This is a genomic window from Cellulomonas sp. McL0606, from assembly GCF_058248365.1.
This window is the reverse complement of sequence record NZ_CM177779.1, coordinates 540090-552130: the sequence shown is the minus strand read 5'-3', so window position 1 is coordinate 552130 and position 12041 is coordinate 540090. Positions and strand designations below refer to the sequence as shown.

General features: G+C 73.8%; 12 protein-coding genes and 1 pseudogene. 6 read left to right on the top strand and 7 right to left on the bottom strand.

All coding sequences use genetic code 11. The features are described from left to right. Positions 1-3: 3 nt before the first annotated feature. The 4 genes from AC38ZX_RS02915 to AC38ZX_RS02900 all read right to left on the bottom strand — a co-directional run bounded on the left by AC38ZX_RS02915 (position 4) and on the right by AC38ZX_RS02900 (position 3915). A complete protein-coding gene (locus tag AC38ZX_RS02915; protein ID WP_426594377.1) occupies positions 4-2244 on the bottom strand; it encodes a carboxypeptidase regulatory-like domain-containing protein in 2241 nt (746 codons plus the stop codon). Beyond that, positions 2241-2819, bottom strand: a complete 579-nt coding sequence (locus AC38ZX_RS02910) for a Pvc16 family protein (protein WP_426594376.1) — start codon at positions 2817-2819, stop codon at positions 2241-2243. The genes AC38ZX_RS02915 and AC38ZX_RS02910 overlap by 4 nt, the downstream gene beginning before the upstream one ends. 196 nt (positions 2820-3015) lie before the next feature. Next, a complete protein-coding gene (locus AC38ZX_RS02905) occupies positions 3016-3408 on the bottom strand; it encodes a DUF4280 domain-containing protein (RefSeq protein WP_426594375.1) in 393 nt (130 codons plus the stop codon). A gap of 21 nt (positions 3409-3429) precedes the next feature. Then, positions 3430-3915, bottom strand: coding sequence for a septum formation family protein (locus AC38ZX_RS02900; protein ID WP_426594374.1), 486 nt, complete (start codon positions 3913-3915; stop codon positions 3430-3432). Positions 3916-4056: 141 nt separating this feature from the next. Between AC38ZX_RS02900 and AC38ZX_RS02895 the strand changes: the two genes are divergently transcribed. Together AC38ZX_RS02895 and AC38ZX_RS02890 are read left to right on the top strand one after the other, a co-directional pair. After that, positions 4057-4524, top strand: coding sequence for an OsmC family protein (locus AC38ZX_RS02895; protein WP_426594373.1), 468 nt, complete (start codon positions 4057-4059; stop codon positions 4522-4524). A 4-nt stretch (positions 4525-4528) separates the two neighbouring features. Beyond that, positions 4529-5326 (top strand): hypothetical protein, encoded by a 798-nt coding sequence (locus AC38ZX_RS02890; protein ID WP_426594372.1) that lies wholly within the window; start codon positions 4529-4531, stop codon positions 5324-5326. Between the two features lie 22 nt (positions 5327-5348). Here AC38ZX_RS02890 and AC38ZX_RS02885 read toward each other — a convergent pair whose 3' ends face one another. Continuing rightward, positions 5349-6335: an aldo/keto reductase gene (locus AC38ZX_RS02885; RefSeq protein WP_491297283.1), complete on the bottom strand. Its 987-nt coding sequence runs from the start codon at positions 6333-6335 to the stop codon at positions 5349-5351. Between the two features lie 33 nt (positions 6336-6368). Here AC38ZX_RS02885 and AC38ZX_RS02880 point away from each other — a divergent pair, with 33 nt between their 5' ends. The 3 genes from AC38ZX_RS02880 to rocD all read left to right on the top strand — a co-directional run bounded on the left by AC38ZX_RS02880 (position 6369) and on the right by rocD (position 9046). Further along, positions 6369-6842, top strand: coding sequence for an SRPBCC family protein (locus tag AC38ZX_RS02880; protein ID WP_426594370.1), 474 nt, complete (start codon positions 6369-6371; stop codon positions 6840-6842). Between the two features lie 111 nt (positions 6843-6953). Next, positions 6954-7787: a dimethylargininase gene (gene ddaH / locus AC38ZX_RS02875; RefSeq protein ID WP_491296270.1), complete on the top strand. Its 834-nt coding sequence runs from the start codon at positions 6954-6956 to the stop codon at positions 7785-7787. Beyond that, complete coding sequence (rocD, locus tag AC38ZX_RS02870; protein ID WP_491296269.1) at positions 7784-9046, top strand: ornithine--oxo-acid transaminase; 1263 nt, start codon at positions 7784-7786, stop codon at positions 9044-9046. The genes ddaH and rocD overlap by 4 nt, the downstream gene beginning before the upstream one ends. A 75-nt stretch (positions 9047-9121) precedes the next feature. Here the strand turns inward: rocD and AC38ZX_RS02865 are convergent, their stop codons facing one another. Further along, positions 9122-10438 (bottom strand): CAP domain-containing protein, encoded by a 1317-nt coding sequence (locus AC38ZX_RS02865; protein WP_491296268.1) that lies wholly within the window; start codon positions 10436-10438, stop codon positions 9122-9124. A gap of 154 nt (positions 10439-10592) precedes the next feature. On the opposite strand from AC38ZX_RS02865, the gene AC38ZX_RS02860 reads away from it, so the two are divergent. After that, entirely contained in the window at positions 10593-11066 is a 474-nt protein-coding gene (locus AC38ZX_RS02860; protein WP_426594366.1) for an Lrp/AsnC family transcriptional regulator, read from the top strand. A gap of 6 nt (positions 11067-11072) precedes the next feature. Here AC38ZX_RS02860 and AC38ZX_RS02855 read toward each other — a convergent pair. Further along, a pseudogene (locus AC38ZX_RS02855) lies at positions 11073-12012 on the bottom strand (universal stress protein). Positions 12013-12041 lie beyond the last annotated feature (29 nt).

The following is a 12041-nucleotide window of genomic DNA, read 5'->3' as shown; positions in this document are numbered from 1 at the left end:
GGGTCAGGGACCGCCGATCGGCAGGTCCTGGCTGGCCACTCCGCCGGGCGGGATGGTCACGACGGCCGTGGCGACCACCGGCCCGCCCGTCGTCGTCGTCACGGAGAGCGTGTAGGTGCCGGCCGGCAGGTCGGCCAGCAGGTACGTGCCGGCGCCGTGAGCGCCGCCGGCGGTCGAGGTCGTGGTCCGTGTGATCACCCCGTCGGTCGCCTGGACGGTCGCCCCGGCCACGCCGACGCCGCCCTGCGTGACCTGGCCCGTCACCGACCCGAGCGCCGACGACAGCGTCACCGTCACGGGCGCCGTCGGCCCCGACGCCGAGAGCGTGACGGGCACGCTCGCCGACGTGTACCCGGGCTTGGTGAACGTGAGCGTGATCGACCCCGGCTGGAGGCCGGTGAGCGTGAACGTGCCGACCGCCCCGGAGGTCAGGGTGGTGGTGCTGAGCGTCGTCGCCGACCCGCCGGCGGTCACGGTCACGCCACCGAGCCCGGCACCCGAGGAGTCGAGCGCCGTCCCGGTCACGACGCCCGCGCCGCCGGACATGACGATGTTCAGGTCGCCGCGGATCTGCCCCGCCGTGAGGTCGACGACCACCGTCCGGGTGCTGAACCCCTGCTTGGTGAAGGTCAGGACGTAGGTCGCCGGCGTCGGCAGGTTCGGCAGGACGAACTGACCCACCTGTCCCACGGTGGGCGTCCCGACGACGAGGGTCTTCCCGGCCGAGGTCGTGCTGACCTGCACGCCGCCCAACGGGTTGCGGCCGTCGGTGACCAGCCCGCCGATCTGTCCGGTGCCCGCGCCGAGGCGCACGTCGAGCGCGAACCGGTTCTGGCCGCCGAGCACCCGCTCCGTGATCGTCGTCGGCTGGTAGCCGGGGGCGAGGAAGGTCAGCTCGTACGTGCCGGGCGCGGGCAGGTTGCTCAGGACGTAGGAACCGGACGCGTCGATGGGCAGCGGCGCCGCGGGGTAGAACGTGTTCGGGTCGGCGCCGTCCCAGGCGGGCCTCGCCTGGACCGTCACCGCGACCACGCCCGGCGCCTCGCCGGTGTCGACGTGCCCGCTGATCGTCGCCGGCAGCCCCGTGATCGGCATGTTCACACCGGACTTCACCTGCTGCGCGGGCGCCGCCACGAAGGCGGCCCCGTCGGAGGTGGGCGTGCCGCCGTAGAAGGCCGTCTCGTAGCCGTCGGCGCTCACCCGGATCATGTAGCTGCCGGGGAACACGCCGGCCATCGAGTAGGAGCCGTCGTCCTGCGTCGCCGCCGACGACACGACGACCAGACCCTTCGGCGAGTTGCGCATCGCGTCGACCGTGATCCGCCCGACGCCCTGCCCGTCGGACGCACCCGTGATGACGCCCGTGATCGTCGCACCGACACCCGCCGGCACGGGTCCGTCGGTCTTCTGCAGGGCGCCCGCGGGAGCCGGGTTGGGGTTCTCGGGGGTGCCCGTCGTGCCGTCCTCGCTCACTGTGGCGGCGAAGAACGAGGGCGGCGCCACCTTGGTGAACGGGTCGGTGCCGAACACCTGCTTCATGCCGAGCAGGAATGCAAGCGCCCACAGGGCCAGGATCGACAGCAGGATCAGCGCGGTGAGCAGGCCGCGGCTGATGGTCGAGCGCTGCCGCAGGACGAGGTCCACCTCGGACTGCGTGTCCGTGGCCTGTGCGGCGACCTTGAGCGGCCGGTCGCGGTCGGAACCGAGGAGCTGGCGCGGACCCCTGACCAGCACGGTGCTCGACGTGACCGCACCCGGCACGACGGACAGGGTCGACGGCGTCAGCGTGGTGCGCAGGGTGCGATCGCTGTCCAGCGCCCGCAGCGCCACGTCCAGCGGGACGTTGCCGTCGTTGCGGACCTCGACCACGAAGGCGGCCCGACCGCGCGTGCGCACGCGCGACGGGGTGGCGCTGAGCGCCAGGTGCGGGTGCGGCGGGACGACCAGGTCGAGGTCGTGGAACGCGTCGCGGGCGCCGGGCGCGCTGCCGCTCACCACCAGCGTCACGGGGTAGGTGCCCGCGGGGAACGCATCGGGCAGGGCGAGCGTCATCGTCAGGGCGCCGGACGCCTCCGGGAAGAGCGCCAGCGCGGTGGGCTCGGAGCGGAACAGGTCGTCGGGGAGCCCGATCACGCTGACCGACAACGACTCGATGACGGCCGAGGTGTTGATGACCTGGAGCGGGACGATGCCGCTGCCGCCGGGCGGCACGTCGAGCCGCTCGACGGTGCTGCTGACTCTCACGGACGCGAGCCCGCCGGCATGGGGACCGCGGTGCCGACGACGGAGGTGACCTGCGGGGCCGCGGCCTCCCAGTCGTACGCGTCCGCGGCGACCGTCACCACGATCGTGAAGGACGCCTTGAGCGTGCCGCCGAGACCGCCCCAGACGTCCCTCGGCCGGACCTTCTCGTCCTCGGCGAGCGCGATCTGCACCGACGACTCCAAGGGGGCCGAGACGTGCTCGGGCGGCAGGATCTGGAACGCGAGCAGCCGTGTGAGGGCGTCGCCGAGCAGCAGGTGCTCGTCGCGGGTGGAGCCCGCCCACGCGCTGACCAGGTACGACAGCTCGACCATGGGCAGAGCATGACGGCGCTCGATCCCGCCTGCGGCGTTCGTCCGCAGCGACGGACCGCGGTGCGGCTGGCCGCTGCGCGTGACGCCATACAGGAACAGGTTGACGGTGAGCCGGTTGACCTGTGCCGACCACGTGCTGTTGGGCGCGTCGAAGGAGATGTCGCCCTGCTCGACCGGCAGGGGCAACGTGCTGCGCAGCAGCTTCTCCAGACCGTCCTCGACCGCGGGGATCAGCACGCTCACTGCCTCCTCAAGCGATCGCGGGCGTCGTGCCGGCCCGGGGGCGCCGCCGCACCTCGTCGCGTGCGGACGTCCGTGCGCGCGCGACCCTGCGCCGGGACACCGGCAGGACATCCGCAGGCTATGCAACCCCGCCCGCCGGGAGCATCGGTAATCGCTACCGATGTTGATCCTGTGCATCCCTCGGGCAGGAGAGCCGCTAGCCCTCGAGCGTCTTCATCGCCCCCGGGTTGAGGATCTGGATCACGCCACCGAACGCACAGCTGCACATCGCGCCCATGGTCAGCGCGGGTATCCCGCCGATCATCGTCTGCGCGGCGGGCGGTGCCCACGGTGCGACGACGGTGGGCACGCACGGCATCGGGGTCAGCACCCCGAGGGCCGCGGCGGTGGCGGCCGCGACGGTCGGGTTGGCCAGCGACATGCACATGCCGAACGGGGGGATGTTGGCCCCGGGCATGATGTCGGTGATCGTCGCCGCGGGCTTGCCCTCGATCAGCACGCGCTTGATCGGGATGACGTTGAGCGTCGACGGTGCCATCCCGAAGGTGCACTGCAGGTTCGCGGTCGCGACCGCGGCGGGCTTGCCCATGATTCCTCCTCGCTGGTGCGCTCAGGCGCCGGTGCCCTTGACGGACTTGGTGAGCGTCTGGCCCGTGGTGGTGATGAAGCAGAGCACGGTGAAGTCGTCGTCCTGCGCCCAGCTGCGCGGCGACGGCACGAGGTAGGTGAAGTAGAGGCTCGAGTCCCGGTAGTCGGCGCCGACGTACCCCTGGAACTCCTGCGCGCAGTTCCCGTCGGCGAACGACTTGAGCGCCGCGGCTCCGGGGAACTCGTCGGGCGCCTTGCCCGTGGCCGGGTCCTTGTACGGGAGCAGCGCGTAGGACTCCTGCTGGTGCGGCGTCGAGCACGTCACGCGGTGCAGGTCGGTCAGCTCGGCCTTGGGCGGCGGTGCCGGCGCCAGGAAGCAGTCGCCGACCTTGACGTCGAACACCGAGACCGCGGTCGACTTGTCGTCGCCGTGACCGAAGAACGAACAGCCCGAGACCGCGAGCGCGACCACGACCCCGAGCACGCCGAGGCGTGCCCAACGCCTCACGAGCGACACCACGCACGAACCTCCACCGGGCGAGCGGCCGGGGTCGACCGCGGGTGCAGCCTAACCAGCGCGCCCGGGACGCCCATCCGTAGTCGCTGCGCAACTTCGGCCCGATGGCGCGTCGCGTGGCAGGATCGCGGGATGACGACGGAGCAGGCGACGCCTCAGGGGGCGCCCGATGTGACCAGCAACGCCGACGAGACCCGGCTGTGGGTCGAACGCACCGGCGTGCGCCGCTACACGGGACGCAACTCCCGCGGTGCCGAGGTGCTCATCGGGAGCGTCGGCGACGACGCCGCGTTCAGCCCGGGCGAGCTGCTCAAGATCGCGCTCGCCGGCTGCAGCGGGCTCGCGTCCGACTCCGCGCTGCGGCACCGCCTCGGCGACGACGTCGACGTGACGATCAACGTGTCCGGCATGAGCGACGACGAGCAGGACCGCTACCCGGCGTTGCTCGAGGAGCTCGTGGTGGACCTGAGCGCTCTCGACCCGACCGCACGCGAGCGCCTGCTGACGGTGGTGCACCGGGCGGTCGGGCAGCACTGCACCGTCGGGCGCACCCTCGAGGCCGGCGCCACCGTGCAGCTGACGGTCACCGGGGAGCGCTGAGCCCATGGCTGTCGTCGACGCGGCGCTCGCCAAGGCGGTGACCATCCCGTCGTCGACGATCCACGCGCACGTCGCCTCGCTGCGTCGGCGCAACCCCGAGGCCGGCCCCGAGGCGATCATCCGGCTGCTCGAGAAGGAGTACCTGCGGGTCGTGCAGAGCACGGGCGGTGCCGTCGGCGCCGTTGCGGCGGCCCCGGCGGTCGGCACCGGCGTCGCGCTGGCCCTCACCGCCAGCGACATCGCCACGTTCTTCGGGGCGTCCGCCGCGTTCGCGCTCGCGGTCGCGTCCGTGCACGGCATCGAGGTCGAGGACGCCGACCGCCGCACCGCCCTGCTGCTGGCCTCGATCCTGGGCGAGAACAAGGGCGTCCTCATCACCGACGGCGCGGAGCTGACCTCCGTCAGCGTCGCGCGCGCCCTCCTGACCCGGATGCCGATGGCGACGGTCCGCAAGGTGAACACGACCATGACCCGGCGGTTCGTGCGCACGCAGGTGGGCAAGCAGACCGGCCTGGCCGTCGGCCGGATGATCCCGTTCGGCATCGGCCTGGTGATCGGCGTCGCCGGAGCCCGAGGGCTCGGTCGCACGGTGATCGACGGCGCGCGCAAGGCGTTCGGCCCGCCGCCGGCCTCGTTCGCGCGCGTCTTCGAGATCGCGGGTCCCGACGACGTGCCGGTGCTGCTGCCCGCACCCTCGCGCAGGCTGCCGCGCGGCCGCAGGGGCCGCCGTGCGCTCACGTCCGTGCCGGACCAGCCGTCGGCGCCGGCCGCCGAGGACCTGTCGAGCCACGGGGACCTCTAGCGCCCTCGGGGTCCCGCCACGCTCACCACCGGCCGTGGACGTGCGGCCGGATCGCGCCGTCGTAGACGCCCCGCAGGCCGTCGAGCGTCTCCTCGTCGACCGGCGGCAGGGACGCCGCGGCGGCGTTCGCGCGGGCCTGCTCCGGGCTGCGCGCGCCGGGGATCACCACCGAGACGCCCGGCTGGTCGACGACCCACCGCAGGGCGAGCTGCGCGGTCGTCCAGCCCGCCGGCGTGAGGTCGGCCACCTGGCGAGCGGCCGCGACGCCGACCTCGAACGGGACGCCGGCGAACGTCTCCCCCACGTCGAACGCGTCGCCGTGCCGGTTGTAGGACCGGTGGTCGTCGTCGGCGAACCGCGTGTGCTCGTCGTACTTGCCGGAGAGCAGCCCGCTCGCCAGGGGCACGCGCGCGATGATCCCCACGCCGTTCTCGTGCGCCACGGGGAGCACCGCCTCGAGCGGCTTGCGACGGAACACGTTCAGGATGATCTGCACCGCCGCCACGTGCGGGCGCGCGATCGCGTCGAGCGCCTCGGCGACGGTCTCGACGGACACGCCGTACGCGGCCACCCGACCTTCCTGGACCAGGGCGTCGAGCGCGTCGTAGGTGGACCCGCGGCGGTAGACCTCGCTCGGCGGGCAGTGCAGCTGGACGAGGTCGAGGGTGTCGACGCCGAGGTTCTCGCGCGAGCGGTCCGTCCACGCGCGGAAGGCGTCGAGCGTGTAGGCGCCCGCCGTGTGCGGGTCCGCCCGGCGGCCCATCTTCGTCGCGACGGTGAGGTCGCACGGGGCGGAGCCGGCCAGGAACCGCCCGATCAGCCGCTCGGAGCGCCCGTCGCCGTACACGTCCGCCGTGTCCAGGAACGTGACACCGGCGTCGACGGCCGCGGCCAGGACGCCCAGTGCGACGTCGTCGTCGACCGATCCCCAGTCCGCGCCCAGCTGCCAGCACCCCAGCCCCACCACGCCGACGTCCCGACCCGTGCGCCCCAGCCGCCTGCTCTCCATGACGCCGACGCTACCGGGGTCCACCATGGGGTCATGACCGCCGACGCCGTGGTGCGTGCGTTCCCCGTCGATGCCGCGACCGCCTGGGCGCTCGTGGCGGACCCGCGCAACCACGGTCGGTGGGTGCCGCTGACGCGCGTGGGCCTGTCCACGGACGCGCCCGGGGTGGGGTCGGTGTTCACGGCGGTGTCGGGGCCGTTCGCGCGTCGCGGCGCGCCCGGGCTCGCGGACGTCATGCGCATCGACCGCTACGACCCGCCGACGGACACGCGCACCGGTGTCGCGGAGTTCACCAAGACCGGCCACGTGCTCAGGGGCAGCGCGAGCATCGTCGTCGTGCCCGCCGGGCCCTCGTCGTGCCGCGTCCTGTGGACGGAGCACGTCTGGCTGGCCGGCCCGGTGCCGCACCGACTCACCGAGATCGCGCTGCGTCCGTTCCTCGGCGGCATGGTCCGGTATGCGCTCATGCGTGCCAGCAGCGAGGTTCGCGCAACGGATCACCACTGAGCGGTCGAAGCACGCAACGAATCACGCCTCAGCGCGCAATCCGAGATCCGGCCGTCGGACCGTATCGACTCGTACGCTCGTGGGAACGACACGCCACGAGGAGCCCACCCCATGCCCCCCACCGCCCCTGGACGTACCGATCGCCACTACCTGATGTGCGAGCCGGTGCACTACACGGTCTCGTACGAGATCAACCCGTGGATGGACAAGACCAAGCACACCGACGCGGGTCTCGCGGTCCAGCAGTGGCGACGGCTGCGCGACACCTACCTCGACCTCGGCCATCGGGTCGAGACGATCGAGCCCCTCGAGGGTCTGCCCGACATGGTCTACGCGGCCAACGGTGCGACCGTCGTCGACGGGGTGGTGTACTCCGCGCGGTTCCGGTACGCCGAGCGCGCCGCCGAGGGTCCCGCGTACCAGAAGTGGTTCGCCGACCGCGGCTACGTCACGCACACGGCCGCCGAGACCAACGAGGGCGAGGGCGACCTGCTCGTCGTCGGCGACCTGATCCTGGCCGGTACCGGGTTCCGCACCGACCGGATGGCGCACGCCGAGGCGCAGGAGCTGTTCGGCCGCCCGGTCGTCTCGCTCGAGCTGGTGTCGCCGCACTACTACCACCTGGACACCGCGCTGGCGGTGCTGTCGAGCACGGCCGACGACCCGCAGATCGCCTACTACCCGCCCGCCTTCTCGTCCGGGTCGCGCGCGGTCCTGGAGCAGCTGTTCCCCGACGCGATCCACGCCACCTCCGAGGACGCCCGCGCGCTCGGCCTGAACGCCGTGTCCGACGGCCTGAACGTGGTCGTCGCCCCGGGGGCCGTCGATCTCGCCGCGGCCCTGACCGAACGTGGCTACAACGCTCTGCCGGTCGACACCAGCGAGCTGCTCAAGGGCGGCGGCGGGGCGAAGTGCTGCACGCTCGAGATCCGCACCCGGCCATGACGCTCGTCTCGCCGGTCGCAGCCCCGCTCTCGTCGTCGGAGTCGTCGCCGTTCCTCGCGCACAACTACCACCCCCTGCCCGTCACGCTCGTCGACGGGCTCGGCTCCTGGGTGACCGACGTGGAGGGGCGCCGCTACCTCGACCTGCTCTCGGGCTACTCGGCGCTGAACTTCGGGCACCGGCACCCGGCGCTGGTGGCCGCCGCGCACGCGCAGCTCGACCGGCTCACGCTCACGTCCCGCGCGTTCGACCACGACCTGCTCGTGCCGTTCGCGGAGGCGCTCGCGGGCCTCGTCGGACCGCTGGTCGCGGGCCCACCCATGGTGCTGCCCATGAACACGGGTGCGGAGGCCGTCGAGACGGCCATCAAGGCCGCCCGCAAGTGGGGCTACGAGGTCAAGGGCGTCCCCGACGGTCGCGCGACGATCATCGTGGCCGACGGCAACTTCCACGGCCGCACGACGACGATCGTGTCCTTCTCGACCGACGAGGACGCCCGACGCGGCTTCGGGCCGTACACGCCGGGCTTCCGGATCGTGCCCTACGGCGACGCAGCCGCCCTGGCCGCCGCGATCGACGAGACCACCGTCGCCGTCCTGCTCGAGCCCATCCAGGGCGAGCAGGGCGTCGTGGTCCCACCGCCCTCTTACCTGCCGGCCGTCCGCGAGGCCTGCACGGCCGTGGACGTCCTGCTGATCTGCGACGAGATCCAGTCCGGGCTCGGCCGCACGGGCACGACGCTGGCGTCCGAGCTGTGGGGCGTGCGGCCCGACCTCGTCACGCTGGGCAAGGCGTTGGGCGGCGGGATCCTGCCGGTGTCCGCGGTCGTGGGTCGCGCCGACGTGCTCGGCGTGCTCACCGCCGGCACCCACGGGTCGACCTTCGGCGGCAACCCGCTGGCGTGTGCCGTCGGCCTGGCCGTGATCGACCTGCTCTCGGACGGTTCCCTGCAGGCGTCGGCCGCCGCCCTCGGCGCGGCGTGGGGCGAACGGCTCGACGGGTTCGTCGCCGACGGCCTGCTCGCCTCCGTCCGTCGCGCCGGCCTGTGGGCGGGTCTGGACGTCGTCGGCCCCGTGGCCCCGGCCCCGTGGACGGGACCCGTCGACGGGCGCGACCTCTGCGAGCGGCTGCTCGCCGTCGGCGTGCTGGCCAAGGACACGCACGGTGCGACGATCCGGCTTGCTCCCCCGCTGACCATCACACCGCAGGACCTCGACCTGGCCACGGACCGCCTGGAGGGGGCCCTGCGCCACCCCTGAGCCGTCCGCGTCCGGGTGGCCCCTGACCCACCCGGACGCGGACCTGGGAGACGCGTGGGCGTGGGTGGGCGATGGTCAGCTGAACTTGACGGCGCCGAAGAGCCAGCCACCCAGGCTCGCGCCTCCGACGTTCATGGTCGAGACGTCGGTGCGCCGCATCTGCGCGTCGTGCGGGGGCGAGTTGTGCCACGCGTTGACCAGCGTCGAGGCGGAGCCGTTGCTGACGCAGCCGACGATGTTGTCGCTGCCGCTGTGCCAGATGCCGCCGGTGTTGGCCATCGTGATGGAGTGCGCGACCAGGGTGCCGCTGCGCACGACTGCCAGCTGCGGCAGACCCAGGCCCGCCCGGTAGGCGTTGATCGCGGCGCCGATCGCCCCGACGCTCGACTCACCGGCGCCCGAGCCACCGGACCCGGCGCAGACGAGACCACCGGCGGGGACGCCCGACGGCGCCCCGGCGGGCGGCGCTGCGGCGGCACGCGAGCTGGTGCGCGGAGCGACGGTGCGGGCCGCGCGCGGGGCAGCCTTGGCCTGGGCGCGAGCGGCGGCGGCAGCGGCGGCCTGCGCCTGCGCCTGCGCCGCGGCGGCCGCGGCGGCCTGCTCGGCGGCGATCCGGGCGTTCTCGGCGGCCTGCCAGGCGGCCTGGCCGGCGATCGCGGCCTGCTGCGCGGGCGCCACGGCGGCCGCGAGCCTGTGCAGGGACGCGGCACTCGTGGCCGGGGCGACGATGCTCGCGGCGAGCGACGAGGAGGCGGCGGCGAGAGCGTTGCGCGGGCCGTCGCCGGCGTTCGGGGCGGCGGCGAGGACGGCGTTGGCCTGGTTCACGACCGCCTGGGCCTGCGCCGCGGTACGGGCACGGTTGGCGACGAGGGCGGCGGTGGCGACGGCCAGCTCGGCGTCCTGGTCGGCCGCCTCGTCCCGCTGGGCCGCCAGGACGGACCCGTCGACGCGGATCGACGCCGAGATCGCGGCGTCCTGCGCCTGCCGGTCGCTGCTCTGGCGCGCGTACACGGCACTGCCCGAGCCCAGGGCGACGACGACGGCGGCCGCCGTGCCGATCCAGACCGCACGACGGACGCGCCGCGGGCGGGGCGCGGCGACCGGCCGCACGACCGGGTTGCTCGTCACGAGCGGGGACGGCGCGGGGGCCTGCTGCGGCACCTCGACGGCCGAGTGCGCGGGCAGCCCGACGGACGGGGCCGCCGACGGACGACGGGCGGCCGGACCGCGACGCGGCGTGGTGGTGGTCGCGCCGGCCTGCTCAGCCGACTCGTTGCCCTCGGCCGCGACGTTCGCCAGGACCAGGGGCGACGCGCCGGGAACCGTCACGTCCGCGCCCGGAGCGCGCGGCGTCGGTACGGTGTCGATGCGCTTCTCGGTGTCTCTCGCCACGTCGACTCCCTCACGAACCATGAGGACGCCCTGAGATGGCGCCCCACTGTCCTCTCGGCACGCCCAGTGTCCGGCTTGAGCACGGATGGGGCATTGGCAGACGGGAGACGTCGTCGGGCCGTCATCGGCCGACCCGCTCGGCCATGATGGGCTGGTGAACGACGACACCGGGCTCGATCCCCTCGACACGGCGATCCTGCGCGCGCTCGGCCGGGACGCCCGTGCCACGTTCGCGCAGGTCGGCGAGCAGGTGTCGCTGTCCGCGCCCGCGGTCAAGCGCCGGGTGGACCGCCTGCGGGAGCGCGGCGTGATCCGGGGGTTCACCGTCCGTCTCGACCCGGCGGCGATGGGCTGGCAGACGGAGGCGTTCGTCGAGCTGTACTGCCAGGGGTCGACGAGCCCGGCGACGATGCGGTCCGCCGTCGAGAGCTACCCCGAGGTCGTCGCGGCGAGCACGGTGACGGGGGACGTCGACCTCATGGTCCAGGTGCGGGCGCGCGACATGCGCCACCTCGAGCGCGTCGTCGAGCGGCTGGCCGCCGAGCCGTTCGTGTCCCGCACCCGCTCCACCGTCGTGCTCTCGGCGCTCGTGCGACGTCCGGACATCCCCCCGGGACCCGAGGAGTGAGTGGGGTCAGCTCGCCACGACGGCGTCCGGCGCGCAGCGGTTGGTGACCACCATGACCGGGCAGTCGGCGTGGTGCAGGACCGCCTGGCTCGTCGAGCCGAGCAGCAGGCCCGCGAACCCGCCTCGGCCCCTGGACCCCACCACGATCAGGTCGGTCGCGACGGAGAACTCGGTGAGCAGCTCGGCGCCCGTGCCGTCGAGGGCGTGCCGCTTGACCGTCACGCCCGGGTGGTCGGCCAAGGCCCGGTCGACGACGACGTGCAGGCCCTCGGTCACGTCGCGCAGCACCTGCTCGCGGTCCACCGCGGCCGGCAGCCACGACAGCACGCCGGTCATCGCGCCCACCGGGACGCCGGCGACGGCCGTCAGCTCGGCGCCCCAGACCTCCGCCTCGGCGATCGCGTACCGCAGCGCGTACTCGGCGGCCGGCGAGCCGTCGACCCCGACGACGATACGGCGCAGCGGCCGGACGGCCGGGATCGGGACGTCGTCGGGCAGCGGCTTGCCGCCCTGCCGCAGCGGGACGACGACGGTCGGGCAGTACGCGTGCGCGGGCAGTGCCGACGACACCGTGCCCAGCAGCCGGTCGGCGAAGCCGCCGCGGCCCCGCGTGCCCACGACCACCGCGCGGACCGTGTGCGACATCTCGATCAGGACGCTCGTGGCGTCACCGGTGACCACGTTGGCGGCGACGGGCACGCCGCGTGCCGAGACCCGCGCGGTCGCCTCGGCGAGGACCGCACGAGCACCCTGCTGGATGGTGGAGTCGTCGAGCGCGGCGTACCCACCGTCCAGGGACGCAGCGGTGAACGACGGCAACGAGTCAGCTGCACACCACGCGCAGCCCCCAGCCGTGGGTAGCCGCCTGCGCACCCGCCCAGTCCAGGGCGTGCAGGCTCGCCGACGACCCGTCGACCCCCACGAGGACCACGTCGTCCCTCGTCATGACCGGGCCTCCTCAGGCTCGTCGGGCCA